Origin of the sequence: Plasticicumulans acidivorans, from assembly GCF_003182095.1 — a bacterium.
GTDB classification, from domain to species: Bacteria; Pseudomonadota; Gammaproteobacteria; order Competibacterales; family Competibacteraceae; genus Plasticicumulans; species Plasticicumulans acidivorans.
This window is the reverse complement of record NZ_QGTJ01000006.1, coordinates 137118-162901: the sequence shown is the minus strand read 5'-3', so window position 1 is coordinate 162901 and position 25784 is coordinate 137118. Positions and strand designations below refer to the sequence as shown.

Annotated in this window: 22 protein-coding genes; 17 read left to right on the top strand and 5 right to left on the bottom strand. The window is 64.3% G+C overall.

Annotated features, from left to right (window positions below; all coding sequences use genetic code 11):
* The first annotated feature begins 91 nt into the window (after nt 1-91).
* Entirely contained in the window at nt 92-1084 is a 993-nt protein-coding gene (locus C7443_RS11765; protein ID WP_110018812.1) for an SGNH/GDSL hydrolase family protein, read from the top strand.
* 42 nt (nt 1085-1126) lie between these two features.
* Here the strand turns inward: C7443_RS11765 and C7443_RS11760 are convergent, their stop codons facing one another.
* Nucleotides 1127-1585 (bottom strand): MarR family winged helix-turn-helix transcriptional regulator, encoded by a 459-nt coding sequence (locus C7443_RS11760; RefSeq protein ID WP_110018811.1) that lies wholly within the window; start codon nt 1583-1585, stop codon nt 1127-1129.
* 198 nt (nt 1586-1783) lie between these two features.
* Here C7443_RS11760 and C7443_RS11755 point away from each other — a divergent pair, with 198 nt between their 5' ends.
* From C7443_RS11755 to C7443_RS11705, 11 genes are all read left to right on the top strand, one after another.
* A complete protein-coding gene (locus C7443_RS11755; protein ID WP_110018810.1) occupies nt 1784-3556 on the top strand; it encodes an N-acetylglutaminylglutamine amidotransferase in 1773 nt (590 codons plus the stop codon).
* Nucleotides 3557-3568: 12 nt separating this feature from the next.
* Nucleotides 3569-5329 carry an N-acetylglutaminylglutamine synthetase gene (gene ngg, locus C7443_RS11750; protein WP_110018809.1) on the top strand — a complete coding sequence of 587 codons (1761 nt, stop codon included), beginning with the start codon at nt 3569-3571 and terminating at the stop codon, nt 5327-5329.
* Entirely contained in the window at nt 5329-6534 is a 1206-nt protein-coding gene (locus C7443_RS11745; protein WP_110018808.1) for an osmoprotectant NAGGN system M42 family peptidase, read from the top strand. The genes ngg and C7443_RS11745 overlap by 1 nt, the downstream gene beginning before the upstream one ends.
* A 164-nt stretch (nt 6535-6698) precedes the next feature.
* Nucleotides 6699-8228 carry an ABC transporter ATP-binding protein gene (locus C7443_RS11740; protein ID WP_246004635.1) on the top strand — a complete coding sequence of 510 codons (1530 nt, stop codon included), beginning with the start codon at nt 6699-6701 and terminating at the stop codon, nt 8226-8228.
* The gene (locus tag C7443_RS11735) at nt 8215-9270 is read left to right on the top strand and encodes an ABC transporter permease (RefSeq protein WP_110018806.1); all 1056 of its coding nucleotides are present in this window, start codon (nt 8215-8217) and stop codon (nt 9268-9270) included. Before C7443_RS11740 ends, C7443_RS11735 begins: the two co-directional genes overlap by 14 nt.
* Nucleotides 9267-10160, top strand: coding sequence for an ABC transporter permease (locus C7443_RS11730; RefSeq protein WP_110018805.1), 894 nt, complete (start codon nt 9267-9269; stop codon nt 10158-10160). Before C7443_RS11735 ends, C7443_RS11730 begins: the two co-directional genes overlap by 4 nt.
* Before the next feature lie 28 nt (nt 10161-10188).
* Nucleotides 10189-11292, top strand: coding sequence for a BMP family ABC transporter substrate-binding protein (locus C7443_RS11725; RefSeq protein ID WP_110018804.1), 1104 nt, complete (start codon nt 10189-10191; stop codon nt 11290-11292).
* Nucleotides 11293-11378: 86 nt separating this feature from the next.
* Nucleotides 11379-12677 (top strand): guanine deaminase, encoded by a 1299-nt coding sequence (gene guaD / locus C7443_RS11720; protein ID WP_110018803.1) that lies wholly within the window; start codon nt 11379-11381, stop codon nt 12675-12677.
* Nucleotides 12678-12700: 23 nt separating this feature from the next.
* The gene (locus C7443_RS11715) at nt 12701-13228 is read left to right on the top strand and encodes an O-acetyl-ADP-ribose deacetylase (RefSeq protein WP_110018802.1); all 528 of its coding nucleotides are present in this window, start codon (nt 12701-12703) and stop codon (nt 13226-13228) included.
* The gene (locus C7443_RS11710) at nt 13225-13722 is read left to right on the top strand and encodes a hypothetical protein (RefSeq protein ID WP_110018801.1); all 498 of its coding nucleotides are present in this window, start codon (nt 13225-13227) and stop codon (nt 13720-13722) included. Before C7443_RS11715 ends, C7443_RS11710 begins: the two co-directional genes overlap by 4 nt.
* The gene (locus C7443_RS11705) at nt 13719-15056 is read left to right on the top strand and encodes a GAF domain-containing protein (RefSeq protein ID WP_246004634.1); all 1338 of its coding nucleotides are present in this window, start codon (nt 13719-13721) and stop codon (nt 15054-15056) included. The genes C7443_RS11710 and C7443_RS11705 overlap by 4 nt, the downstream gene beginning before the upstream one ends.
* A 6-nt stretch (nt 15057-15062) precedes the next feature.
* Here C7443_RS11705 and C7443_RS11700 read toward each other — a convergent pair whose 3' ends face one another.
* The gene (locus C7443_RS11700; protein ID WP_110018800.1) at nt 15063-15743 is read right to left on the bottom strand and encodes a hemerythrin domain-containing protein; all 681 of its coding nucleotides are present in this window, start codon (nt 15741-15743) and stop codon (nt 15063-15065) included.
* 240 nt (nt 15744-15983) lie between these two features.
* Between C7443_RS11700 and C7443_RS11695 the strand changes: the two genes are divergently transcribed.
* From C7443_RS11695 to C7443_RS19905, 5 genes are all read left to right on the top strand, one after another.
* On the top strand, nt 15984-16685 hold the full coding sequence (locus tag C7443_RS11695) for a hypothetical protein (protein ID WP_110018799.1): 702 nt from the start codon (nt 15984-15986) through the stop codon (nt 16683-16685).
* 121 nt (nt 16686-16806) lie between these two features.
* Nucleotides 16807-18852 (top strand): elongation factor G, encoded by a 2046-nt coding sequence (fusA, locus tag C7443_RS11690; protein WP_110018798.1) that lies wholly within the window; start codon nt 16807-16809, stop codon nt 18850-18852.
* 133 nt (nt 18853-18985) lie between these two features.
* Nucleotides 18986-20209 carry an aminotransferase class I/II-fold pyridoxal phosphate-dependent enzyme gene (locus tag C7443_RS11685; RefSeq protein ID WP_110018797.1) on the top strand — a complete coding sequence of 408 codons (1224 nt, stop codon included), beginning with the start codon at nt 18986-18988 and terminating at the stop codon, nt 20207-20209.
* Nucleotides 20206-21243, top strand: a complete 1038-nt coding sequence (locus C7443_RS11680) for a GNAT family N-acetyltransferase (protein WP_170123592.1) — start codon at nt 20206-20208, stop codon at nt 21241-21243. The genes C7443_RS11685 and C7443_RS11680 overlap by 4 nt, the downstream gene beginning before the upstream one ends.
* 8 nt (nt 21244-21251) lie before the next feature.
* Complete coding sequence (locus C7443_RS19905; protein WP_146213294.1) at nt 21252-21956, top strand: tetratricopeptide repeat protein; 705 nt, start codon at nt 21252-21254, stop codon at nt 21954-21956.
* 137 nt (nt 21957-22093) lie between these two features.
* Here the strand turns inward: C7443_RS19905 and C7443_RS11675 are convergent, their stop codons facing one another.
* The 3 genes from C7443_RS11675 to C7443_RS11665 all read right to left on the bottom strand — a co-directional run bounded on the left by C7443_RS11675 (nt 22094) and on the right by C7443_RS11665 (nt 25784).
* Nucleotides 22094-23101: a polysaccharide deacetylase family protein gene (locus tag C7443_RS11675; protein ID WP_246004633.1), complete on the bottom strand. Its 1008-nt coding sequence runs from the start codon at nt 23099-23101 to the stop codon at nt 22094-22096.
* A complete protein-coding gene (locus C7443_RS11670) occupies nt 23098-24402 on the bottom strand; it encodes a putative O-glycosylation ligase, exosortase A system-associated (protein ID WP_110018795.1) in 1305 nt (434 codons plus the stop codon). The genes C7443_RS11675 and C7443_RS11670 overlap by 4 nt, the downstream gene beginning before the upstream one ends.
* A gap of 140 nt (nt 24403-24542) precedes the next feature.
* Complete coding sequence (locus C7443_RS11665; RefSeq protein ID WP_110018794.1) at nt 24543-25784, bottom strand: TIGR04063 family PEP-CTERM/XrtA system glycosyltransferase; 1242 nt, start codon at nt 25782-25784, stop codon at nt 24543-24545.

The window sequence follows — 25784 nt, the reverse complement described above, 5'->3', positions numbered from 1 at the left end:
CGGCAACATTGCACTGTCCCGCCTGACCCCCGCTGCGCTGGGATACAGCACTCATCGTTTGTCCATTCACTACCGGCACAGGGAGAAAAATATGCACCGCGCCCTCACCATTCTATGCAGTGTCGTCTTCTGGCTGATCAGCAGCAGCGCGCACGCCGGCTCGTTCTCGAATCTGTATGTGTTCGGCGACAGCCTGTCGGACACCGGCAACCTGTACGCCTTCTTCGGCGGCGTCTATCCGCCAAGCCCGCCCTACTACGACGGCCGTTTTTCCAACGGCCCGGTATGGTCGGAACAGTTCGCCAGTGAACTCGGCCTCGGCGCGTTAACCCCGGATCTGCTCGGCGGCAGCAATTTCGCCGTGGCCGGCGCCACCACCACCGGCAACCTCAACTCAAGCGTGCTGCCGCCCGCCACCGGCGCGGCACTGGATGCGTTTTCCAGCCTCGACGGCCAGCTCGGCCGCTGGAGCGCGCAGAGCAGCGGCGTGGCCGACCCGAACGCGCTCTACGTCGTCGCCTTCGGCTCGAACGATCTGCAGGGAGCCCTGCAGGCGGCATCGCTGGCGGCCGACCCGCTGGCGACCATCAGTTCGATCATGAGTGCCGCGGCGGCGGCGGTGCTGGCCGGCGTCAACCAGCTGATCAGCGCCGGCGCCGAGCACATCCTGGTGCTCAACACCCCGGACCTGACGCTGACGCCGCGCTACAACAGCGCCAGTGCCGGCGTGCAATTCCTGATCGAATACGGGGCAACGCTGTTCAACACCACGCTGGCCGGCGGCCTGAGCCTGCTCAGCGGCACCGACATCGACCTGCTCGACATCAACGCGCTGCTCGCGTCGATCGTCGCCGACCCGGCCGCCTACGGCTACAGCAACGCCACCAGTGCCTGCCTCGACAGCACAGCCGGCACGCTGTGCTCGAACCCCGACCAGTACGTCTACTGGGACGACTTTCACCCGAGCACGCTGACACATGCCCGCCTCGCCGCGGCGGCGCTGGTCGCCGTCGACGAGCCGGCGACGCTGGCGCTGCTCCCGCTGAGCCTGCTGGCCCTCCTGCCACGCCGGCGCCGCTGCTGAGTGCGCCGGACCAGCGGCCCCGGCCGCCGGCAGCCGCCGCTGTCAGCCATGTCCGCGGGACGCCGTCTCGGTAGGCGGCGTCTCGTCCATCAGCATCCCCAGGCGCAGCAGCGCCGCATATAACTGCTGGCGCTCCCATTCGCTGAGCGCCGAAAAACGCGCCATGAAGCCTTCCGGCAGCAGTGCCGGCTCGGCAGCGCTCTGCTCGCGCCCCGCCTCGCTGAGCAGCAGGCGCACCTTGCGCCGGTCGTCCTGATCGCGCACGCGCTGCAGCAGGCCGCGCTCCTCCATCCGATCGAGCACCGTCGTCAGCGTCGCCTGCGACAGGTTCAGCCGCGCTGCGAGCTGGCCGATCGTCGCCGCGCCGAGTTCCGGAATGGCGCGCAATACCAGCAACTGCAGCGGCGTCAGGCCGGTACGCCGGCCGAGGCGTTTGGCGTGCTGCTCACCGATCTGCTGCAAGCGCCGCAACGCCAGGTAGAGCTCCGCTTCAGTGATCATGGCGCAGCTCCGAATTCATTCGAATTGAAAAATTCATGAATCCGCTTTTTTATGTTTAAAAACATTGAGTTGAGTTTCAAAAACACCACATGATTCATGATTTATATTTGATCTGTAAATATATATGTGTTTGATTGAACAGGCTTTCGCACGGCGGCCCAGCCGCCTCCACCTGACCCCGGGAGAACGAAAAGACCCATGTGCGGACTGGCCGGAGAACTGCGTTTCGATTCCCGTCTCGTCGATGCAACGAACCTGCAGCGCATGAGTGCCGTGCTCGCACCGCGCGGCCCGGACGATGCCGGGCTGTGGCTGCAGGGAAGCGTCGGCTTCGCCCACCGGCGACTGAGCATCATGGACCTCGCCGCAGCTTCCGCCCAGCCGATGGTCGACGCCGGCCTCGGCCTCGCCATCGTCTTCAACGGCGCCATCTACAACTACCGCGAGCTGCGCGAGGAACTGCGGGCGCTCGGCTACACCTTCAGCTCCGACGGCGACACCGAAGTGCTGCTCAAGGGCTTTCACGCCTGGGGCGAGGCGCTGCTGCCGCGGCTCAACGGCATGTTCGCGCTGGCGCTGTGGAACCGCGACACGCGCGAGCTGTTCCTCGCCCGCGACCGCATCGGCATCAAGCCGCTGTACCTGACACGCGATGCGCAGCGCCTGCGCTTCGCCTCGACGCTGCCAGCGCTGCTCGCCGGCGGCGACGTCGACAGCCGGCTCGACCCGGTCGCGCTCAATCACTATCTGAGCTTTCACTCGGTGGTGCCGGCGCCGCGCACCCTGCTGCGCGGTGTCAGCAAGCTCGCGCCCGGCCACTGGCTGCGCCTCGGCGCCGACGGCCAGACCACCGAGCACTGCTGGTGGCAGCCACAGTGGCAACCGCGGGAGGACGAGCGTGCACTCGGCGTCGAGGACTGGATCGAACGCCTCGATGCCAGCCTCACGGCCGCGGTGCGCCGGCGCAATGTCGCCGCCGTCGAGGTCGGCGTGCTGCTCTCCGGCGGTGTCGACTCCAGCCTGCTGGTGGCGCTGCTGCGGGCTGCCGGCCAGGCATCGCTGGCGACCTTCTCGATCGGTTTCGAGGACGCCGGCGACGAAGCCGGCAACGAATTCCGCTATTCGGACCTGATCGCCCGGCGCTTCGCCACCCGCCACCAGCGCATCCACATCGACTCGGCCGAGCTGCTCGCGGCGCTGCCGGCGGCGATCGCGGCGATGAGCGAGCCGATGGTCAGCCACGACTGCGTCGCCTTCCACCTGCTCTCGCGCGAGGTCGCCCGGCACTGCAAGGTGGTGCAGAGCGGCCAGGGCGCCGACGAGCTGTTCGCCGGCTATCACTGGTATCCACTGGTCGCCGCGGCACAAGACCCGCTGGCGGCCTACTGCCAGGCCTTCCTCGACAGCGACCATGCCGGCTTTCTCGCCACCGTCGCGCCGGCCTGGGCGGTCACTGACCACGCCGGCGAGTTCGTGCGCGAGCATTTCGCCCGTCCCGGCGTGCAGGACGGGCTGGCCCGGGCGCTGCGCCTGGACACGCAGGTGATGCTGGTCGAGGACCCGGTCAAGCGCGTCGACAACATGACGATGGCCTGGGGCCTGGAGGCGCGCGTGCCGTTCCTCGATCACGAGGTCGTCGAGCTCGCCGCGCGCATGCCGGGCACCTGCAAGCTGCCGGGCGGCGGCAAGCACGTGCTCAAAGAACTGGCGCGCCGCTACATCCCGGCCGAGGTCATCGACCGGCCGAAGGGCTACTTCCCGGTACCGGGCCTGAAATACCTGCAGGGCGAAACGCTGACCTGGGTGGCCGATGCCCTGCATTCGACGGCGGCGCGCGAGCGCGGCCTGTTCGCGCCGGCGGCGGTGGCCGCGCTGCTGGCCGACCCGCAGCGCCACATCACCCCGCTGCGCGGTTCGCGCCTGTGGCAGCTGGCGCTGCTCGAACTGTGGCTGCAGACCCAGAACCTCTAAAGGCACCCCGTCATGAAACGCATCGACCGCCAGCGCCTGGAACGCTTCCAGACGCCCAGCTACGAGCGTCAGCGCGTGCTGCGCCAGTCCCGCCGCGCCGCGGCCAATCCCGCCGGAGAAGTCACCATCGAATGCGGCTGGGGCCGGCTGCTGATCGCGCCGACCTTCGCCGACCCGCAGGCGCTGGCCAGGGCTCTGCTCGAAGAACGCCCCGGCGCCCGCGACATCGCGCTCTACGTCGCCGAACCGCACGTGGTACTGGCGCTGGCACCGCAGGAGCTGTTCCTCGATCCGTCCGATACGCTGCGGCTGTGGTTCACCGACTACCGGCCGAGTCCGCGCGCGTTCCGCGGCTTCAGCATCCGCCGCGCGCAGCGGCCGAGCGACTGGGAGGCGATCAACGCCATCTACGCCGCGCGCGGCATGGTGCAGGTCGAGCCGCAGCGCCTCGGCGGCCCGGAGGAAGACAGCAGCCCGGTGTACTGGGTCGCCGCCGATGCCGTCGACGGCACGGTGATCGGCACGGTGATGTCGCTCGGCCATTTCCGCGCCTTCGGCGACGCCGAGCACGGGTCGAGCCTGTGGTGCCTGGCGGTGGCGCCGGGCACCAGCCGCGTCAGTGTCGGCGAGGCGCTGCTGCGCCACGTCATCGAGTACAACGCCAGCCGCAGCTGCGCCTACCTCGACCTGTCGGTGCTGCACGACAACGCCGAAGCCAAGGCGCTGTACCGCAAGCTCGGCTTCCGGCCGCTGCGCAGCTTTGCGCTGAAGCGGCGCAACGGCATCAACCAGGCGCTGTTCCTCGGCCCGGACCCGGCGGCGGCGATGAACCCCTACGCCCGCATCATCATTGCCGAAGCGCGCCGGCGCGGCATCGCCGTCGAGGTCGACGATGCCGCCGGCGGCCTGTTCACCCTCACGCTCGGGGCGCGGCGGCTGCGCTGCCGCGAGTCGCTGAGCGATCTATGCAGCGCGGTGAGCATGACGCTGTGTCAGGACAAGACGCTGACGCGGCGGGCGCTCGAACGCGCCGGACTGACGGTGCCGAGCGGCCGGCTCGCCGGCTCGGTGCAGGAAAACGCCGCCTTCCTCGCCGAACACGGCGCGCTGGTGGTCAAGCCGGTCGACGGCGAGCAGGGCCAGGGCGTGGCGGTCGACCTGCGCAGCAGCGCGACGCTCGAAGCGGCGATCGCCGCCGCCCGCCAGTTCGACAGCCGCGTGCTGCTGGAGCGCTACTGCCCCGGCGACGATCTGCGCATCGTCGTCATCGGCTATGCCGTGGTCGCCGCGGCGATCCGCCGCCCGGCCGAAATCACCGGCGACGGCGTGCACGATATCCGCCGGCTGATCGAGCGCCGCAGCCGCCGGCGCATGGCGGCGACCGGCGGCGAAAGCCGCATTCCGCTGGATGCCGAAACCGAGCGCTACGTACGCGAGCAGGGCCATGACTACGCCGAGGTGCTGGCGCCGGGTGTGACGCTGCGCGTGCGCCGCACGGCGAACCTGCACACCGGCGGCGTGCTCGAAGACGTCACCGAGCAGCTGCACCCGGTGCTGGCCGAAGCCGCCGTCACCGCGGCGCGGACGCTCGAAATCCCCGTCGTCGGCCTCGATCTGCTGGTGCCGGCCGCCAACCGGCCCGAGCACGTGTTCATCGAGGCCAACGAGCGCCCCGGCCTCGCCAATCACGAGCCGCAACCGACCGCGCAGCGCTTCATCGACCTGCTGTTCCCGCTGAGCCGCCGCGCCGCCTACCCGGAGACCCTGCCCTGATGCAAGCCGCCCCCCCGCTGCCGAACCTGCCGGTACCCGACATGGCCTATCTGCGCCGGGTACTGCTGGAAATGCTCGCGATCCCCTGCCCGACCGGCTACACCGACGGCATCGTGCGCTACGTCGCCGGCCAGCTCGACACCATCGGCGTGCCCTACGAGCTGACCCGCCGCGGCACCATCCGCGGCACGCTGAAAGGCCGGCGCAGCAGCCCCGACCGGGCGATCGGCGCCCACCTCGACACCATCGGCGCGATGGTGCGCAACATCCGCGCCGACGGCCGCCTCGAACTGGCGCCGGTCGGCACCTGGTCGGCCCGCTTCGCCGAGGGCAGCCGCGTCAGCATCCTCGGCGACCGCGGCCACTGGCGCGGCTGCGTGCTGCCGCTGAAGGCCTCCGGCCACGCCTTCAACAATGCCGTCGACGAGCTGCCGATCGGCTGGGACTACGTCGAGGTGCGCATCGACGCCCACACCCGCTCACGCACCGAGACCGAGGCGCTGGGCATCGCCGTCGGCGATTTCGTCGCCTTCGATCCGATGCCGGAATTCACCGAGAGCGGCTACATCTGCTCGCGCCACCTCGACAACAAGGCCGGCGCCGCGGCGCTGCTCGCCGCGCTGCAGGCCATCGTCAGCAGCGGCCAGGCACTGGCGATCGACTGCCATCCGGTGTTCACCATCACCGAGGAAACCGGCTCCGGCGCCGCCGCCGCGCTGCAGCTCGACGTCGCCGAGTTCGTCAGCGTCGACATCGCCCCGGCCGCCGCCGGCCAGGCCACCAGCGAATACGCCGTCAGCATCGGCATGCAGGATTCCGGCGGGCCCTACGACTACCACCTCAGCCGCCACCTGCTGGCGCTCGCCGAACGCTTCGACCTGCGCATGGTGCGCGACGTGTTCCGCTTCTATCACAGCGATGCGCAGTCGGCGGTGATGGCCGGGCGCGATACCCGCACCGCGCTGATCGCCTTCGGCGCCGACGCCACCCACGGCTACGAGCGCACGCACGAGGCCAGCCTGTTCCACCTCGCGCGCCTGCTCTGCGCCTACGTGCTGAGTGCGCCGGTGTTCGCCAGCGACGGCGACGAGGAAATCCCGCTGCAGAACTTCGAACACCAGCTCGCCGACCGCGCGCTGAGCGCCAACGACACCGTGCTGCCGACACCGGCCGAAGTGCTTGCCGGCAACGGCAACGCCAGCTGACAGCCGGCGGCTGCGGCCGCGCCGTCAGCGGCATCCGCTGCACCGCGCGGCGGCCGGTGCGCGCCCGGGCTGTCATCCGGGCGTACCAGCCGGTGCCGGCCCGCTGTGCGCCTGCAGCAGGCTTGGTTACCATGCGGTGTCAGTCGCTGCTGCCGCATGCCCGCATGAACTCCGCCCCCCGCCTCGCGCTGCGTGACATCACCAAGACCTACCCCGGTGTCATCGCCAATGAAGACATCGACCTGACCGTGCTGCCCGGCGAGATCCACGCCGTGCTCGGCGAGAACGGCGCCGGCAAGTCGACGCTGATGAAGATCATCTACGGCCTGGTGCAGCCCGACGCCGGCACGGTGCTGTGGGAAGGCCGCGAGACGCGCATCGCCTCGCCGGCCGCCGCGCGGCGGCTCGGCATCGCCATGGTGTTCCAGCATTTCGCGCTGTTCGAGACGCTGAGCGTGGCCGAGAACATCGCGCTGGCGCTGCCCGATGCACCGGCGCCGGCGGCACTCGCCGAGCGCATCCGCGCCACCGCCGAGGACTACGGCCTGCCGCTCGAACCGCAGCGGCCGGTGCACGAGCTGTCGGTCGGCGAGCGCCAGCGCGTCGAGATCGTGCGCTGCCTGCTGCAGTCACCGCGCCTGCTGATCCTCGACGAACCGACCTCGGTGCTGACGCCGCAGGCGGTCGAAACCCTGTTCACGACGCTGCGCCGGCTCGCCGCCGAGGGCGTCAGCCTGCTCTACATCAGCCACAAACTCGACGAGATCCGCGCCCTGTGCGACCGCGCCACGGTGCTGCGCGGCGGACGCGTCAGCGGCCACTGCCGCCCGGCCGGGGAATCCGCTGACAGCCTGGCGCGGATGATGATCGGTGCCGAGCTGCCGCAGACGCGGCTGAGCGCCAACAACGTGCGCCGCGAGCCGAAGCTGGTCCTGCACAACCTGTCGCGCCCCGCGGACGGCCCCTTCGGTACCGCGCTGCACGCGCTGCAGCTGAGCGTGCACAGCGGCGAGATCGTCGGCATCGCCGGTGCCTCCGGCAACGGCCAGAGCGAGCTGCTGCAGGCGCTGAGCGGCGAAGCCACGCTCGCCCAGGCGGACATGGTGCAGATGCTCGGTGCGCCGGTCGGCCGCCTCGGTGCCGCCGCGCGGCGCGCGCGCGGGCTGGGCTTCGTCCCCGAGGAGCGCCTCGGCCGCGGAGCGGTACCGGCGCTCGACCTCGCCGCCAACACGCTGCTGACCGCCGCCGGCGACGGCCTGGTGCGCCGCGGCCTGATCCTGCGCCCGACGGTGCGCCGCTACGCCCGCGAGATCATCAAGCGCTTCCGCGTCAAATGCCACGGCAGCCACGCGCTGGCGCGCAGCCTCTCCGGCGGCAATCTGCAGAAATTCATCGTCGGCCGCGAGATCGCGCAGAACCCCGAGGTGCTGATCGTCGCCCAGCCGACCTGGGGCGTCGACGTCGGCTCGGCGGCGCTGATCCGCGAGCGCCTGATCGATCTGCGCAACCGCGGCGTGGCGCTGCTGGTGATTTCCGAGGATCTCGACGAGTTGTTCTCGATCTGCGACCGCATCGCCGTGCTCGCCGGCGGCCGGCTGTCGCCGCTGCGCCACACCAGCGCCACCGACAGCGCCGAGATCGGCCGCTGGATGGCCGGCCTGTTCCCCACGGAGACGACTCATGTTCCGGCTTGAAGCGCGTCCGGCGCCGTCGACGCTCGCCCGCTGGCTGGCACCGCTCGGCGCGCTGCTGCTGACGCTGCTGCTCGCCGCGGTGCTGTTCGCCCAGCTCGGCCAGTCGCCGCTGCATGCCTTCGCGGTGTTCTTCCTGCGTCCGCTCGACGGCCTCTACGGCATCGGCGAATGGCTGCTCAAGGCCACGCCGCTGATGCTGTGCGGCCTCGGCCTGGCGCTCGGTTTTCGCGCCAGCGTCTGGAACATCGGTGCCGAAGGCCAGCTCACCGTCGGCGCCATCGCCGCCGGCGGCCTGGCGATCCACTTCGACGGCAGCGACTCGGCCTGGCTGCTGCCGGCGATGGCTGGCGCCGGCGTGCTCGGCGGCATGCTGTGGGCGGCGATCCCGGCGCTGCTGCGCACGCGCTGGCAGACCAATGAAATCCTCACCACGCTGATGCTCGCCTACGTCGCGCCGCTGCTGCTGGCCTGGCTGGTCAACGGGCCGTGGCGCGACCCGGCCGGCTTCAATTTTCCGCAGTCGATCCAGTTCGGTGAATCGGCGCTGCTGGCGCCGCTGCTCGCCGGCACGCGGCTGACGGTGGCGTTTCCGCTGGCGCTGGGGCTGGCCGTGCTGTGCTGGCTGTTCCTGCGCCATGCCTATCTGGGCTTTCAGATGAACATTGCCGGCCAGGCGCCGGCGGCGGCGCGCTACGCCGGTTATTCGCCGGCGCGCACGGTGTGGGTGGCGCTGCTGGTCGGCGGCGGCTGCGCCGGTCTGGCGGGTTTTGCCGAGGTCGCCGGACCGCTCGGCCAGCTGCTGCCGAGCGTCTCGCCCGGCTACGGCTTTGCCGCGATCATCGTCGCCTTCGTCGGCCGCCTGCATCCGCTCGGCGTGGTGCTGGCCAGCCTGCTGCTGTCGCTGCTCTACCTCGGCGGCGAGTCGGCGCAGATGGAGCTCGGCCTGCCGGCCTCGATCACCGGCCTGTTCCAGGGCGCGCTGCTGTTCGCGCTGCTGGCCTGCGACACGCTGGTCCACTACCGCCTGCGGAGGTCGCGATGAACGACTGGCTGCCGATCCTCGCCACCACGCTGGCCGCGGCCACGCCGCTGATCTTCGCCGGCCTCGGCGAGCTGGTCACCGAGCGCGCCGGCGTACTCAACCTCGGCGTCGAAGGCATGATGCTGATCGGCGCGGTCAGCGCCTTCGCCGTCGCCAGCAGCGGCGGCGGACTGCTGCTCGGCACGCTGGCCGGCATCGGCGCCGGCATGGCGGCGAGCGCGCTGTTCGCGCTGCTGGTGCTGCACTGCCTGGCCAATCAGATGGCCACCGGGCTGGCGCTGGCGCTGTTCGGCGTCGGTCTGTCGGCCTTCATCGGCCGCGACTACGTCAGTCATGTGCTCGACGGCGTCAGCGGCTACACGCTGCTCGACGGCCTGCCGCCACTCGATCCGTTCATCGTCGGCTCGCTCGGGCTGTTCGCTCTGGTGCAGTGGTTTCTGTACCGCAGCCGCGGCGGACTGGTGCTGCGCGCGGTCGGCGAATCGCCGTCGACGGCGCATGCGCTCGGCTACCCGGTGCGCCTGATCCGCTGGGCAGCGATCCTGTTCGGCGGCGCCTGCTCGGGGCTGGCCGGCGCCTATCTGGCCACCGACTACACGCCGATGTGGGTCGAGGGCCTGAGCGCCGGGCGCGGCTGGATCGCGCTGGCGCTGGTGGTGTTCGCCACCTGGAAGCCGGCGCGGCTGCTCGCCGGCGCCTACCTGTTCGGCGGCGTCACCATCCTGCAGTTCCACGGTCAGGCGCTGGGGCTTGCGGTGCCGTCGCAGTTCATGAGCATGCTGCCCTACCTGGCGACCATCGTCGTGCTGACGCTGATCTCGCGCCGCGGCCACGCCATCCGCCTCAATGCCCCGGCCTCGCTCGGCCAGGTCTGGCATCCGGATTCCTGATGTACCCGTCTCGAAAGGAGCCTGTCGCATGAACATCGACCGTCGCACGCTGCTCAAGGGTGCCGCCGCGGCCGCCGGCCTGGCGGCGCTGTCACCGCTGCACGCCCTGGCGGCGATCCCGAAGCCGACGCTGCCGCTGAAGATCGGCTTCGTCTACGTCAGCCCGATCGGTGATGCCGGCTGGACCTACCAGCACGATCTCGGCCGCAAGGCGGTCGAGGAGAGCTTCGGCGACAAGGTGCAGACCAAGTACGTCGAGAGCGTCAGCGAAGGCGCCGACGCCGAGCGCGTGATCCGCGATTTCGCGGCGAACGGCCACCAGCTGGTGTTCGCCACCTCCTTCGGCTACATGAACCCGACGCTGAAGGTCGCCCGCGCCTTCCCGAAGACGGTGTTCGAGCACGCCACCGGCTACAAGCAGGCGGCCAACGTCGGCATCTACGCCGCGCGCTACTACGAGGCGCGCTATCTGGCCGGCATCATCGCCGCGAAGATGAGCACCACCGGCACCGCCGGCTACATCGCCGCCTTCCCGATTCCGGAAGTGGTGATGGGCATCAACGCCTTCGTGCGCGGCATGCGCAGCGTCAACCCCGACGCCCAGCTCAAAGTGGTGTGGGTCAATGCCTGGTTCGACCCCGGCAAGGAGCGCGAGGCGGCGCTGACGCTGGCGGCGCAGAACGCCGATGTCCTCACCCACCACACCGACTCCACCGCGGTGGTGCAGGCGGCCGAAGAAAAAGGTCTGTACGCGATCGGCTACCACTCCGACATGTCGAAGTACGGGCCGAAGGCGCACCTGACGGCGGCCACCCACCACTGGGAAGGCTTCTACCGCAAGGTCGTGCAGGACGTGATCGACGGCAGCTGGGAGTCGAGCAACGTCTGGGGCGGCCTGAAGGACGGCATGGTCGACCTGGCACCGCTCAACCCGGTGGTGCCGGGCGACGTCGCCGCGCTGGTGGCGCAGAAAAAGCAGGAGATCATCGACGGCAAGCTGCATCCGTTCGCCGGTCCGCTGTTCGATCAGGACGGCCGCCAGGTCATCGGCGCCGGCGCCTCCCTGACCGACGAAGAGCTGCTGAAGATGAACTATTACGTCGAGGGCATCGTCGGCAAGCTGCCGAAGTGAGCCCGCCGGACGAGGCGTCCGCCGCGCCAGTGCGGACGCCACGTAGCGCATAGTGCCGTGCCGCCCCGGCGGCAGGAGGCCCACCGATGAGCGATCTGCGCGCCTACCGAGCCGAACTCCTCGACTTCACCGGCGACCCCGGCGACGACGAGCACTCCGCGCATCTGCGCCACCACCTCGACGGCGTGCTGCTGGTCGAGAACGGCCATGTCGTCGAGGCCGGGCCGGCGGCCTGGCTGCTGCCGCAGCTCGGCGAGGACGTGGCGGTCGAGCACTTCCCCGGCCGCCTGCTGCTGCCGGGCTTCGTCGATGCCCACATCCATTACGCGCAGACCGACGTCGTCGCCTCCTACGGCGCCGACCTGCTCGACTGGCTGCAGACCTACACCTTCCCGGCCGAGCGCGCCTTCGCCGACGCCGACCACGCCGCCGAGGTCGCGCAGTTCTTCATCCGCGAGCTGCTGCGCAACGGCACCACCACGGCACTGGTGATGGCGACGGTGCACCCGGCCTCGGTCGATGCGCTGTTCGCCGCGGCGCGGCCCTTCGACCTGCGCCTGATCGCCGGCAAGGTGATGATGGATCGCCACTGCCCGCCGTGGCTGCAGGACAGTGCCGCCAGCGGCTACGCCGACAGCCTGGCGCTGATCGAGCGCTGGCACGGCCAGGGGCGCTTTCACTACGCGGTGACGCCGCGCTTTGCGCCGACGTCGAGCGATGAGCAGCTGGCCGGCGCCGGGCGCCTGGCCGCACTCGATCCGAGTCTGTTCGTGCATTCGCACGTCGCCGAAAGCCCGCGCGAGGTCGAGTGGGTCGCCGAGCTGTTCCCCTGGGCGCGCAGCTACCTCGACGTCTACGACCGCTTCGGCCTGCTGCGCCGGCGCGCGCTGTACGCGCACTGCATCCACCTCGATGCGCAGGACCGCGCCCGCATGTGCGAATCCGGCGCCGGCATGATCTTCTGCCCGACCTCGAACCTGTTCCTCGGCAGCGGCCTGCTCGACGTGCCGGCCTGCGCCGGCGCCCACCTCGCCGTCGGCACCGACATCGGCGGTGGCACCAGCTTCTCGCTGCTGAGCACGCTGGCGGCCGGTTACAAGGTCACGCGCCTGGCCGGGCACACGCTGACACCGCTGCGCGGCCTCTACCTGGCGACGCTGGGCGGCGCCTGCGCACTCGATCTCGACGGCGTCATCGGCAGTTTCGCACCGGGCCGCGAGGCCGACTTCATCGTCCTCGACCCGACGGCGACGCCGCTGCTGGCGCGGCGCACGGCCCATGCGCACACCCTCGCCGAAAAACTGTTCGCGCTGATCGTGCTCGGCGATGACCGCGTCATCGAGCGCAGCTACGTCATGGGCCGCTGCGTGCACCAGCGCGACTGACTGCGCCCCGAGGAGACCTGCTCATGCTGCTCGACCGCCTCGAAGTCCTCGACGGCGACATCACCCGCCTCGCCGTCGACGCCATCGTCAATGCCGCCAACGAGAGCCTGCTCGGCGGCGGTGGCGTCGACGGCGCGATCCACCGCGCCGCCGGACCGCAGCTGCTCGCGGAATGCCGCACGCTCGGCGGCTGCCCGACCGGGCAGGCGCGCGTCACCGCCGGCCATCGCCTGCCGGCCCGCTGGATCATCCACACCGTCGGCCCGGTCTGGCACGGCGGTGCGCGCGGCGAGGCGCAGCTGCTCGCCTCCTGCTACCGCGAAAGCCTGCGCCTGGCGGGCGAGCTCGAAGCCGCCTCGATTGCCTTCCCGGCGATCAGCTGCGGGGTCTACCGCTACCCGCTGCAGCAGGCCGTCGACATCGCCATCGACACCGTGCTCGCAGCACTCACCGCCCGGGCCGCGCCGGCGCGCGTGCTGTTCTGCTGCTTCGGCGCCGAGGTCAGCCACTGCTACCGGCAGGCGCTGCACCAGCGCGGGGCCGGCACATGAGTGACGATCGCTGCCCGCCCCTGAGCGAAGCGGTCGTCGATTTCATCGAGGGGCCGACGGCACTGCTGCTGGCCTCGCGCGGGGCCGACCACGTGCCTTCGCTGATGCTCGGTCGCGGCTGCCGGGTCGCCGCGGACCGTGGCAGCGTCACGGTGTTCGTCAATGCCGACGGCGCCGAAAGCCTGCTCGCCGATGTCGAAGGCTGCGCCGAGCTGGCGGTAGTGTTTTCACAGCCTAGCAGCAACCGCACGCTGCAGCTCAAGGGCAGCGACGCCCGCCGAGTGCCGCTCACCGCCGCCGACCACGCCAGCCTCGCGCGCAAGCTGGCGATCCTCGACGCCGACCTGTCGCTGATCGGCTTCGTCGCGCCGTACACGCAGACGCTGCTCAGTGCCGACGCCGCCGAGCCGGTAGCGCTGCGCTTCACACCGACGGCGGTATTCGAGCAGACGCCGGGGCCGCGCGCCGGCTCGCCACTGGAGCCCGAGGCGTGAGCCCGGGCCTGCTGGAACTGCGCGGCTGCTTCGACGGCGGCGTGCCGAGCATGATCGCCACCTGTTCGCGCGAGGGCGTGCCCAACGTCAGCTACGTCTCGCAGGTGCATTACGTCGATGCGCAGCACGTGGCGCTGTCGTTTCAGTTTTTCAACAAGACGCGCACCAACATGCTCGCCAATCCGCGGGCGACGGTGTTCGTCATCGACCCGGACACGCTGGCCCGCTACCGCCTGGCGCTGCTCTACCTGCGCACCGAGGACAGCGGGCCGCTGTTCGAGTCGATGCGCGCCAAGCTCGCCGGCATCGCCGCGCACACCTGCATGAGCGAGATCTTCCACCTGCGCGGCGCCGACCTCTTCCGCGTGCTGGCAGTCGAGCCGGTCCCCGGCCGGCAGCGGCCGCCGGCACCGCGCGGCCCGGCGCCGCTGGCGGCGCTGCGTCCGCTCGCCAGCCAGCTCGCCGGCTGCAGTGAACTCGACGCGCTGTTCGAAGTGCTGCTCGACGGCCTCGGCACGTATTTCGGCGTGCATCACGCCATGCTGCTGCTGCTCGATCGCGGCGGCCAGCGACTGTACACGGTCGCCAGCCGCGGCTACGCCGCCTCCGGCATCGGTTCGGAAATCCCGCTCGGCAACGGCATCGTCGGTATCGCCGCGCAGCAGGCCACACCGATCCGCATCAACTACATGAACACCGAGTACGCCTACGGGCGCACCGTGCACGCCGAGCTGGCCGCCGGCGCGGAGCTGGAGACGCTGATCCCGCTGCCCGGCCTGCCGGCACCGCACAGCCAGCTCGCCGTACCGATCCCCGGCGGCGACGCGCCGCTCGGCGTGCTCTACCTCGAAAGTCCGCACGATGCCCGCTTCGGCCACGATGAAGAGGACGCCTTCGTCGCGCTGGCCGCCCAGCTCGGTGCCGGCATCCGCCTGCTGACGCTGAACGCCGACTGCAGCGAGCCCCAGCCGCCGCCGGCACCGCCGCCCATCCCCGCCGGCCGGCCGCTGCGCGTGCGTCATTACTGCAGCAACGACAGCGTATTCCTCGACGAGGCGTACCTGATCAAAGGTGTGGCCGGTTCGATCCTCTGGCGCCTGCTCGAACTGCACCAGCGCGAGGGCCGGCGCGAGTTCAGCAATCGCGAGCTGCGCCTCGACCCGGCGATCCGCCTGCCCGGGCTCGCCGACAATCTCGAAGCGCGGCTGATCCTGCTCGAACGCCGGCTGCGCGAGCGCGACGCCGGGCTGTGGCTGGAAAAGACCGGCCGCGGGCGCTTTCGCCTGTGTCTCGCGCATCCGCTCGAACTGCTGGAAATGCCGGCGACGCGCTGAACCGCCTCAGCACGCGATCGCCAGCGCCCGGCGCAACTTGACGCGCTCCAGCGGCTGCAGCAGAGCTTCGAGCTGATCGAGCAGACGGGCGAAGACCGCCGGCGGCAGCGCCGCACGCAGGCCGGCGAACAGCTCGCCGCGCTCCTGCGGATTGAGCGCCGGCACCATCCAGCGCAGGCAGCGGTCCATGTCCTCGGGCGCGATCGAGGCCACCAGCGCCTGCTCGATGGCCTGCAGTTCGCTGTCGCTGTAACAGGCCCACAGCACGGTGTTGTGCCGGGTTTCCTCGCGGGCCATGTGCTCGAAGTTTTCGGCGACGAAGCTCGCCAGCTGCAGATACAGCGCGTGGGCGCACGCCGGCCGCGTCGGTGGCAGCGCGCCGGCGAGCCCCTGCAGCTCGGCTTCCAACGCGGCGATGGCGCGTTCATGCGCCTCGTGATCTTCTTCGACATGCGCGGTACTGCCGGGCCGGCGGGTTTCCATCGCCGGGTGGATGAAGACGTTTTCGTGCTCCAGATGCTGGCGGCAGGCGGTCAGCAGTTCGCGCACGGCGCGCAGCGTGTGCGCCATGTCTTCGGCATCGCTGCAGTCCAGCCGGCCGAACTCGGCCAGCACCTGCTGCATCCAGGCACGCATGGCCTTGTGGATGCCGGCATACAGATCGTGACGGGGCGGGAACGGGCGCATCGGACGGGCCTCTCGGGGCGTGAGTGATGACTGGGCAGGCTAGCCGAACCGCGCCCGCGGCTTTCTTCATTCTCACGCAAACAAATCTTAAGAATTCCCTCACCGGCACCGTCGCCGGCTTTAGCAAAAAACGAGGCATTCGCTAGCGAGTTCTTGGCAAACGGGCCTGGCACGTCCCGGCAGGATGGCGACCGTCGCGGTCACGCACCGCCGCCGCTCCCAAGCCAAGGAAACACCGCCATGTCCATCCTCCCGCGCCTGTCGCTCGCCACCCTCGCCCTCGCCGCTGCACTGTCCGCCTCCGCCACGGCATTCATCTGGACCGACTGGTACGCCGCCAACAGCGCCAGCGGCTTCAACGGCCGTCTGGCCACCGGCAGCGGCGAGGTCGCAGTTCAATATCAGGGCCGTTACACCAGCGCGCAGATCAATCACAGCGGCACCAATGTCTGGCAGCCGAGCTCGACCTATACCGGCGCGGAGGTCGACGTAGCGCCACACTCCGATCTGATCGGCATCACCGGCGGCAGTGGTGCCATCACGCAGCGGCTGCTGTTCTCACAGGCGGTAGTCGACCCGGTACTGGCCATCGTCAGCCTCGGTCGCAGCACCCTGACGGCCTATTTCGATTTCGGCGATCTTGATTTCGACATCATCAGCAGCGGCTTCGGTGCTTTCGGCGGCAATGCCTCGACCCTGGTCGAACTGCCCGGCAACGTGCTGGCCGGCACGGAAGGCAACGGCCTGATCCGCTTTCACGGCACCTTCAGCGAACTGAGCTGGCAGGTGCCGGTCGCCGAGAGCTGGGCCGGCATCACCGTCGGCGCCCTCGGCATCGCTGCGCAGCCGGTCAGCGTCGCCGAGCCCGGCTCTCTGCTGCTGACGGCACTCGGCATCGCCGGTGCTGCCAGACTTCGGCGCAGCCGGCATCAGCTTGCATAAGACGCAAACCGATTCATATTGCGCACTACGCATTGACCCGGCGCATCGAAGCGGCGAATTCCACCGCCTAAGCTGCTGACATCGAGCTGTCATGCAGCTCATGCGACCGGGAGTCATCGTCATGGCCTACACCACCCAGGACATCCGAAATATCGCACTCGTCGGCTCTGCCGCCGCCGGCAAGACCACACTGGCGGAGGCACTGCTCCTCGCCGCCGGGCGCATCGGCGCCGCCGGCAGCATCGAGAAGGGCACGACGGTGTGCGATTTCGATTCGCTCGAAAAAGCCCGTGGTCACTCGCTCGACGCCGCGCTGGCCACCTTTGACTGGCAGGATCGGCACATCAACCTGCTCGATACCCCCGGATTCCCCGATTTTCTCGGCCAGGCCATCGCCGTGCTGCCGGCGGTGGAAACCGCCGCCGTCGTCGTCAACGCGCAGAACGGCGTCGAGGCCGTCACCACGCGGATGATGGCGCGCGCGCAGGAGCGCGGCCTGTGCCGGCTGCTGGTCGTCAACCGCATCGACTCGGAAGGCGTCGATCTGCCAGCACTGCTGGGGCAGTTGCAGGAAACCTTCGGCCGCGAGTGCCTGCCGCTGAACCTGCCGGCCCAGGGTGGCACGGCGGTCGTCGACTGTTTCTTCAATCCGGCTGGCGAAAGTGATTTTTCATCAGTCGCCAATGCCCACCAGGCACTGATCGATCAGGTCGTCGAAGTCGACGAAGAACTGATGGCGCTCTACCTCGAACAGGGGGAGGAGCTGGCGCCGGAGCAACTGCACGCGCCGTTCGAAAAAGCCCTGCGCGAAGGTCACCTGATCCCGGTGTGCTTCGTCTCGGCGCGCAGCGGCGCCGGCGTGCGCGAACTGCTCGACGTCATCGTCCGACTGGCACCCAACCCGAGCGAGGGCAATCCGCCGGCCTGCCTGATCGGCGAAGGCGAGGCCGCCCGCCCCTATGCCGTCGAGCCCGACGCGGCGAAACACGTCGTCGCGCATGTCTTCAAGGTGCAGGTCGACCCGTTTGCCGGCAAGCTGGCGCTGTTCCGCATTCATCAGGGCACGCTGAGCAAAGACAGCCAGCTGTTCATCGGCGACGGCCGCAAGCCGTTCAAGATCGGCCATCTGTTCTCGCTGTTCGGCAAGGAACATCCCGAAGTCGAGCGCGGCATCGCGGGCGACATCCGGGCCGTGGCCAAGGTCGACGACATCCACCGCGACGCCATCCTCCACGATTCGCATGACGAGGACTTTCTGCACCTGGCGCCGTCCCGCTTCCCGCTGCCGGTCGCCGGTCTGGCGCTGACGGCAAAGACGCACAATGACGAACAGCGCATCGCCGACGTACTGCACAAGTTGCTGGAGGAAGATCCCTGCCTGGCGCTCGACAGCAACCAGACGACGCGCGAAACCGTGCTGCGCGGACTCTCCGAACTGCATCTGCGGGTAACGCTCGACAAGATGCGCGAGCGCTACAAGCTGGAGGTCGACACCCACCCGCCGCGCATTGCCTACCGCGAGACCATCACTGCCGCGGCCGCAGCGCGCTATCGCCACAAGAAGCAGACCGGCGGCGCCGGCCAGTTCGGCGAGGTCGAGCTGCGCGTCGAGCCGCTGGCGCGCGGTGAGGGCTTCCAGTTCGCGTCCGAGGTCGTCGGCGGTGCCATTCCCGGCCAGTTCATTCCTGCCGTCGAGAAAGGCGTGCACGAGGCCATGGCCAGCGGCGTCATCTCCGGCCATCCGCTGGTCGACGTGCGCGTGGTGGTAGTCGACGGCAAACATCATCCGGTCGATTCCAAAGAGGTCGCTTTCGTCACCGCCGGTCGCGAGGCGTTCTTTGCCGCGGTGCGCGATGCCCGCCCGGTGGTGCTGGAGCCGATCGTCGAGCTCGACGTGCAGGTCGCGCAGGAGGCGATGGGCACGATCACCGGCGACCTCTCCGGTCGACGCGGACGGGTGCTCGGCAACCGCAGCCTCAGCGGCGGACGCATCGGCGTGCGGGCACAGGTCCCGCTCGCCGAACTCGAAGACTACCCGGAACGGCTGAAGGCGATGACCGCCGGCGAAGGCCGCGTCACGCTGGAGATGGCCGGCTATGAGCCGGTCCCGCCGATGGTGCAGAAGACACTGGTCGCCGCCTTCAAACCGAGAGCAACCGACGCCTGAGCACGGGCAGGCGTGACGGTTTGCTACGTTTGGCCTCCGGGTGGCACGACCCGGAGGTCAAAGGGTGCGTGATATAGTGCGGCGCACATAGTCGCCCTCACCGGAAGCCGGAACTCTCCGCCGCACTTCGCACATGGATCATTTGCATCTACCTGCAGCACCTGCAGCGCCCATTCTTGGGCGTATTCCGCAAGTCTTATCGACGGACGGCGAAACCACACCACAGTCAGTACTTGAGGCAGGTGATATTCGCCTGCTCACATCCGGGCGACTGGGCATCTGTCACGCATTGCAACTACTCGGCGTTGCTGCCGGTAACCGCGTCCTTCTGCCAGCTTTCCATTGCGCATCAATGCGCTACCCAATCATCTGGCGGGAGGCCGAGGCTGTTTATTATCGTTTGAAAGATGATACCCGCATCGATCTCGACGATCTCCGTCAGCACTTGGCCAAAGGTGCAAAAGCAGTCATTGCCACGCATTTTTTCGGTTTCGCTCAACCGATCGATCAGGTACGTGCCCTATGCGATGAATATGGGGCGACCCTCATTGAGGATTGCGCTCACGCTTTTTTCGGTAGCTGGAAAGGCAGCCCTCTCGGCAGCTTCGGGCATTACGCAATTGCCAGCCCACAGAAATTCTTTCCTATTTTCGATGGTGGCTGCCTGATTTCGCGAGAACATCCACTCGGCGATGTCGTCCTGCATGAAGGGAATACCAGCTTTCAGGTCAAAGCCCTGATCGACCCCCTTGAACGGGCAGTGCTTTACGACCGGTTAAAAGCAGTCAGCTGGATACTCAAGTCACTGCTCGGTATAAAAAACATCATTTGGAGAAGCCTTAAACGCAGCGCACGCAGTGCTCAGGACAACGCCGCCACCAATATCGGGCCCTCCTCATCAGGAGGCGCGGCTGAACTGTCCATCGAGTGGCTAAACGTCCGCATGAGCAGAACTTCGCGTTTTACCCTGCGCCGATGCCAACGCACCGCAACACGCATTCGCTCGGCCCGGCGCGCGAACTATCAATTCTTTGCTGGTGCATTTGCTGATCAGCCGGGATGCAGACCCTTGCTGCCCAGTCTCCCGGATGACACCGTTCCATATGTGTTCCCATTGCTTATAGATGTACCCGAGCAGGTGTTTCCTGCGATTAAACGAGCCCGTGTTCCTGTCATGCGCTGGGAAGATCTGCCCGCCACTGCATTGGAAAGTTGCCCAGTTGCCTCGCGCTACTCCAATGCCTTGTTGCAATTGCCCTGTCACCAATCGCTGCAGCCGCACGAACTTAAATGGATCGTGCACGAACTATGTTCAGCCCTGAACGCAACGCGGACCAATGGAGCTACTACCGCATGAACTGGACTTTCTTACCCGCACGAGAACTGGCTCGGCATCGCGCAGCGTGGGCAGCCCTGAACGATAGCCATCGCCGCAGCCCGCTGCTTGATCCAGACTTCATTGAACCTCTGCTCGAACTTCAGCCTGAAGCCAATCCCATTCTGGCAATTCTGGGCGAACCGGCCTCGCCACAAGCAATGTTATTGTTGACACGTACCGGCTTTGGTCGCTGGGCTAGTTACCTCCCGTCTCAAATGCCGATCACCGCTCTCGTGACCCGGCCGGAGTGGGATGCTGTCAAGCTGATCGAATCCCTGCGCCGTGCCCTCCCCGGCGTCGTACTGAGCATCGATTTGCTGCAACTTGATCCGCAGTTCGATCCGACGCCGTCGAGCAACACCCACATTTATACGCTCGACTACATCGAAACTGCTCGTATCGTTATCGACCAACCATTCGATACCTATTGGGCCGCACGCAGTCGTAATCTACGTCACAATCTTAATCGTCAACGTAATCGTTTTGAACGCGACGGTACAACGTTGACCATGAAATGTATAAGCGATCCTGCCGGCGTTCGCGAGGCAATCAGCGAATATGGTCGTCTGGAAAGCTCCGGCTGGAAGGCTGGTGGAGGCACTGCCGTAGCCGCCGACAACGCTCAGGGGCGGTTTTATTGTGAAGTCCTCGAACGCTTTTGCAGACGAGGTCAGGGACGTATTTATCAGCTTTATTACAATGATCGTCTAGCGACAATCGATGTTTGCATCATTCATAAGCAAACGCTGATCGTGCTGAAAACCACCTATGACGAAACCATTGAAGGTAGTTCGCCTGCAATGCTGATGCGGCAGACATATCTGGAAGAACTATTCGCCGACCCTGCTGTACACATCATAGAATTCTATGGTCGTGCAATGGACTGGCACCGTCGTCTGAGCGATGATTTACGCACAATCTATCATCTCGGTTACATCCGCTGGGCTTGGGCTCACGATAAAATAAAAACAATAAGGAACAAGATTAACAAAAATCTAAAATTAAAAGCATGAGGCCAAAAATGTCCACATACATTTACAAACCCATCATCGAGTCTGCAAAAAAACTCGCATTGCTATGTGGATTATGCCTTTTCACGAACGTTTCTTTTGCCGCAAAGAACTGCGACGCACTATTAAAAGATACCAGATTCGATCATACGAAATTCAATGATTACAGGCAGCACGTAAACAGTGGAAATCCTGCACCACCGTATCTAGGCCGATCAAACCTATTATGGCTTGTAGAAAAAACGCACTTGGACCCTTTTTTGAATGACCCCTCCGGTCTTCAAAAAAACTTTACTTCTGACTTGCTATACACATTACAAATGTTCCCGAATGACTACAAGGCACTTAATGTTCTAATTGAATATGCTGAAAATTATGGCGGTGAATTCCCAAACCCAAACAAAACACCGTCAATGCCTGACGTTGACTGCTTGTTCGAAACAGCCGTAAAAAAAGCCCCTAATGATCCAATCGTAAGGCAGTTGTTTGGCGTAAGGAAATTCCGTCGAGGAGACTACGAGGCTGCAATAGAAAATTTTGACGAAGCGAATCGTCTTGGACTCCGGTCTGCCGAGTTAGACTATAATTTAGGCCTTTCATATTTTAAGGTCGGACAATTAGACAAAGCAAAAGAATACGCTAAACAAGCATATGCAAAAGGCTATCCTCTTCTTGGCCTAAAGAAAAAGCTTATAGAAGCAAAATATTGGCCATAAAAAAAGAAGGCTACCCTAAGCCCTCATGACCAGTAGCAGAGTGGCCCTTATATCAGCGAAAGTCTCTTCCCTGCCTCTGTAAAATACGCATCCTGATCATAAAAAATCAGTTTCCCATCTCGCAACCAAGCTGACCTTCAGCCAGCGACCGCCATTGGTCGATGTAGGCTGCGACCATTCATAAGCAGCCGTGCTGCAAAGCGCATAGGCGTCGTGTCCCAGGGAGTAAAGCGCGCAAGTTGATAGCGATCAGTCAATGCATCTGACACTCCCCAACTTGTCGACACAGCGGCTTCAAACCCCATCTCCTTGGCCATAGCAGCATGTTCCGGCAAATAATCCTCTCCTGGCTTACCGTTTGGGTATGCCAATATCCGTACTGGAGCATTGATAAGCTCTTCAAGCTTGGCTCTTCCAGCATCTATCTCTCTACGAGCAGCTTCAGCAGGTAACTTTGCAAGGATAGGATGGCTTAAAGTATGGGCACCAATTTCCATACCTGCAGCAAACAACTCTCTTACCTGACAAGAAGTCATCATCAAACCAGTATTAGTATTTTTTATTTTTTCATTTAGCTTATCAATTACAAATTGCCTACGGCTATAGTCAAGATATTTAATGGTTTGGATAATTGTATTAGCTATTTTTCTGCGACTTGAATAATTATCTTCAACATTAACAGGTGACGTAAAATCCGGAACTTCAGAAAACTCATGCACCCCGCATTCAATATTACGCATCAATTCAAATACAACATCATTCCACATACTGCCTCCATTCAAAAACCCTGAGGCAATAAAAAAAGTAGCAGGCACATCCAATTCTTTTAAAATCGGTAATGCTACTGTTACATTATCAGAATAACCATCATCAAACGTCACACACACTGATCGTTCAGGCAGCGTATTATCACGCAACCTGCACAAGGCATCTCTTAAACTTAAAACATTGAAATAACGCTTTAACAACTGCATCTGCCATCGAAAAATTTTCTCATCAGGAATATCAGGCTGCAGACTATCCTGCTCCTTCAAAACACGATGATAAATTAAAATACTTAAACGCCCCCCTATATATCCAGGGAGACATGCATTCCCGAATACTTGCGATATCAAACGGACCCCTAACCAAGACATCTGGGTCATGACTTACCTCGAGCTAAAGCCGACCATACGGTATGTCTGTTAAACGATCGTATTGATCCAGATTGGGCCAAGGCATGTTGGATCAACAATTGTCTACCTATGATGACAAAAGAAATTAAATGCCAGTATAAATCGAAATACGCGAGACTATAAAAAGAGCCACCTACTAAAAAAGCAATCAATGATACTTGCACCATTGACATGAAGTTCTTCAGCCATGACAGCTCAGGATACTGGAGACTATATCGTATTACTTTTCCAGCCTGGATTAATGCCATGACTGCAATCATGACAAAAGTAATCAAACCGACCCATCCATGCTCGCCGAGAATAGCAAAGTAAATACTGTGAGCAGCAGCAATTATATTTGGGTCTGGGGCCCATCGAGCAAACGCATCGCCATTCCATGGCCCAAAACCGGCACCAAGAAACCGACTGTTTGCTAAATTGAAAGCCATCATCCACGCATTAATTCGCCCCATTGCAGAGCTGTCTTCTTCATAATTTTCTATCGTTCCCATTCGCTCATGCCATGATGCAGGCATAAACATAAAAGCAATTGGCAACAACACAATTAACACAAAACCAAGCCCGCCTTTATTTTTACTTTTTAACCACAAAAAGGCACTGGCTGTTAAACCTGCCAAAAAACATCCACGAGATTGAGTCCCCAATATAGAAAACACTGTAATAACCATAGTGCCCAGCAATCCGCGCCGTATCCAAATATTTTTCGATTGCTGCCTCAAATAATACATGAGAGGCATTGATACGAGCATTGCCAAACCTATCTGGTTATTATCTGAAATAAAGCTTCCAGGAGGCCCCCAAACTCTTCCCCCACCTCCAGTGGACAACGTATAAAGACCGCCTTTTATGCCGTAGTACCCCAAAGATATGACAATAACCCAAACCAAGCCATCAATACGCTTTCTACTGTTTATGAAAATCATCGTCAATCCGACAAACAACTGGATTTTTAAAACTTTATCAAGCTGATCCCAAGCTTCCCAAGGGTAAAGACAAAAAATTGTTGTGACGATCATCCAAAAAACAAAAAAAACCCAACTAAAAAAAAGAGGATCCGTCGGTATTGTTTTTTTATCTTTTGATAAAAATAAAAGGGGTACTGTTATTGCAGCAGTTATCATTGCAAACGGAAATGATGTGGAAAACCCGTAGGCCAGCTTGTGAGCATTCATATAGCCAACCCAAGACCACACCAGAATACCCCAATATGCCTCTCTGACCGTACGATATAAACCGTACAGAAAAACAAGCATGATTAAAATATCACGCATATCGATCGCACCCGTCAAATTTAACCAGCTGTTGTTTTATTTTAAGCATTTAAAATAAAAATATTTGACCACAAAAAATTCGACACCCAAATAATGTACCCAGAAGACAATATCGCTACAGCATTATTAACAAAACACAATTAACCAACATCTAAAGTATTACGATCAGACCTCTGTGCATGAAGACACTTTCCATAAACATTGACATAACGATTAACACTGACCGCCCAGTTACGCTCACTTTCAACGAACTCGCGCCCGGCGGCCCGCAGTCGCGGCCAGGTCGAGGCGTCGGCCAGCAGCATCAACACGCGCCTGGCCAGATCATCGGCGTCACCGGCATGAAACAGCACGCCGTTCTCGCCGTCGCGGATCAATTCGCGATGGCCGCCGACATCCGACGCCACCAGCAGACGCCCCTGGGCCATGGCTTCAAGCGGCTTCAGTGGCGTCACCAGCTCGGTCAGACGCATCGAATGCCGCGGATAGCACAGCACGTCGACAAGATCGTAATAACGATTGACCTCGCCATGCGGCACTCGCCCTGTGAAGCAGACCTTGTCGGCAACGCCCAGGCGCTCGGCCTGCGCCTTCAAGGCAGCGTCCTGCGGCCCGCCGCCAACCAGCAGCACGCGCACGTCAGGCGCCTGCGCCAGGATCGCCGGCAGGGCATCGAGCAGCAGGTCGAGCCCCTCATATGCGTAGAACGAGCCGATGAAGCCGAGCACCCGGCAGCCGTCCAGCCCCAGTGAGCGCTTGAGTTCAACATCCGCTTCGCCACCGAGTGCGAACTGCTCGATGTCGACGGCGTTGGGAATGATCGTCACTTTTTCTGCGGCGATGCCGCGCCCGACGATGTCATCCCGCAACCCCTGGCAGATCGTCGTCACCGCATCGGCGCGCTTGAGTACATAGCTTTCGAGCGCGCGCGTCAGCCGGTAGCGCAAGCTGCCCTCGCGCGTCGTGCCGTGATCGACGGCAGCGTCTTCCCAGAAGGCGCGCACTTCGTAGACCAGCGGCAGCCCGCGCCGACGCGCCACCGCCAGTGCCGCCAGACCGTTCAGCAGCGGCGAATGCGCGTGCAGGATGTCCGGCTTGACCACCTCGACGACTTCTTCCAGACGTGCCCGCAGGCTGCTGACCACGGCGTACTGGTCGAGCACCGGCAGGCGGGCGATGCGCCGCGTGTCCGGTGGCGTGCGGAAAAAGCGCAGGCCGTCGACGATTTCCTCAGGGCCGGTGTACGGCGCGGTGTGCTTGGTGCCGGTAACGTGTTCGGTTTCCCAGCCAAGACGGCGCTGCTGTTCGAGGATCGCGCGGGTACGAAAGGTGTAGCCGCTGTGCAGAGGAATGGAGTGATCGAGGACGTGGAGGATACGCAT

Coding starts and splice junctions, on each gene's coding strand:
- C7443_RS11730 (WP_110018805.1), top strand. CDS start 9,267: ATGAACGACTGGCTGCCGATCCTCGCCACCACGCTGGCCGCGGCCACG.
- C7443_RS11740 (WP_246004635.1), top strand. CDS start 6,699: ATGAACTCCGCCCCCCGCCTCGCGCTGCGTGACATCACCAAGACCTAC.
- C7443_RS11735 (WP_110018806.1), top strand. CDS start 8,215: ATGTTCCGGCTTGAAGCGCGTCCGGCGCCGTCGACGCTCGCCCGCTGG.
- C7443_RS11695 (WP_110018799.1), top strand. CDS start 15,984: ATGTCCATCCTCCCGCGCCTGTCGCTCGCCACCCTCGCCCTCGCCGCT.
- C7443_RS11680 (WP_170123592.1), top strand. CDS start 20,206: ATGAACTGGACTTTCTTACCCGCACGAGAACTGGCTCGGCATCGCGCA.
- C7443_RS11670 (WP_110018795.1), bottom strand. CDS start 24,402: ATGCGTGATATTTTAATCATGCTTGTTTTTCTGTACGGTTTATATCGT.
- C7443_RS11715 (WP_110018802.1), top strand. CDS start 12,701: ATGCTGCTCGACCGCCTCGAAGTCCTCGACGGCGACATCACCCGCCTC.
- C7443_RS11710 (WP_110018801.1), top strand. CDS start 13,225: ATGAGTGACGATCGCTGCCCGCCCCTGAGCGAAGCGGTCGTCGATTTC.
- fusA (WP_110018798.1), top strand. CDS start 16,807: ATGGCCTACACCACCCAGGACATCCGAAATATCGCACTCGTCGGCTCT.
- C7443_RS19905 (WP_146213294.1), top strand. CDS start 21,252: ATGTCCACATACATTTACAAACCCATCATCGAGTCTGCAAAAAAACTC.
- C7443_RS11760 (WP_110018811.1), bottom strand. CDS start 1,585: ATGATCACTGAAGCGGAGCTCTACCTGGCGTTGCGGCGCTTGCAGCAG.
- C7443_RS11725 (WP_110018804.1), top strand. CDS start 10,189: ATGAACATCGACCGTCGCACGCTGCTCAAGGGTGCCGCCGCGGCCGCC.
- C7443_RS11685 (WP_110018797.1), top strand. CDS start 18,986: ATGGATCATTTGCATCTACCTGCAGCACCTGCAGCGCCCATTCTTGGG.
- guaD (WP_110018803.1), top strand. CDS start 11,379: ATGAGCGATCTGCGCGCCTACCGAGCCGAACTCCTCGACTTCACCGGC.
- ngg (WP_110018809.1), top strand. CDS start 3,569: ATGAAACGCATCGACCGCCAGCGCCTGGAACGCTTCCAGACGCCCAGC.
- C7443_RS11675 (WP_246004633.1), bottom strand. CDS start 23,101: ATGACCCAGATGTCTTGGTTAGGGGTCCGTTTGATATCGCAAGTATTC.
- C7443_RS11765 (WP_110018812.1), top strand. CDS start 92: ATGCACCGCGCCCTCACCATTCTATGCAGTGTCGTCTTCTGGCTGATC.
- C7443_RS11755 (WP_110018810.1), top strand. CDS start 1,784: ATGTGCGGACTGGCCGGAGAACTGCGTTTCGATTCCCGTCTCGTCGAT.
- C7443_RS11700 (WP_110018800.1), bottom strand. CDS start 15,743: ATGCGCCCGTTCCCGCCCCGTCACGATCTGTATGCCGGCATCCACAAG.
- C7443_RS11745 (WP_110018808.1), top strand. CDS start 5,329: ATGCAAGCCGCCCCCCCGCTGCCGAACCTGCCGGTACCCGACATGGCC.
- C7443_RS11665 (WP_110018794.1), bottom strand. CDS start 25,784: ATGCGTATCCTCCACGTCCTCGATCACTCCATTCCTCTGCACAGCGGC.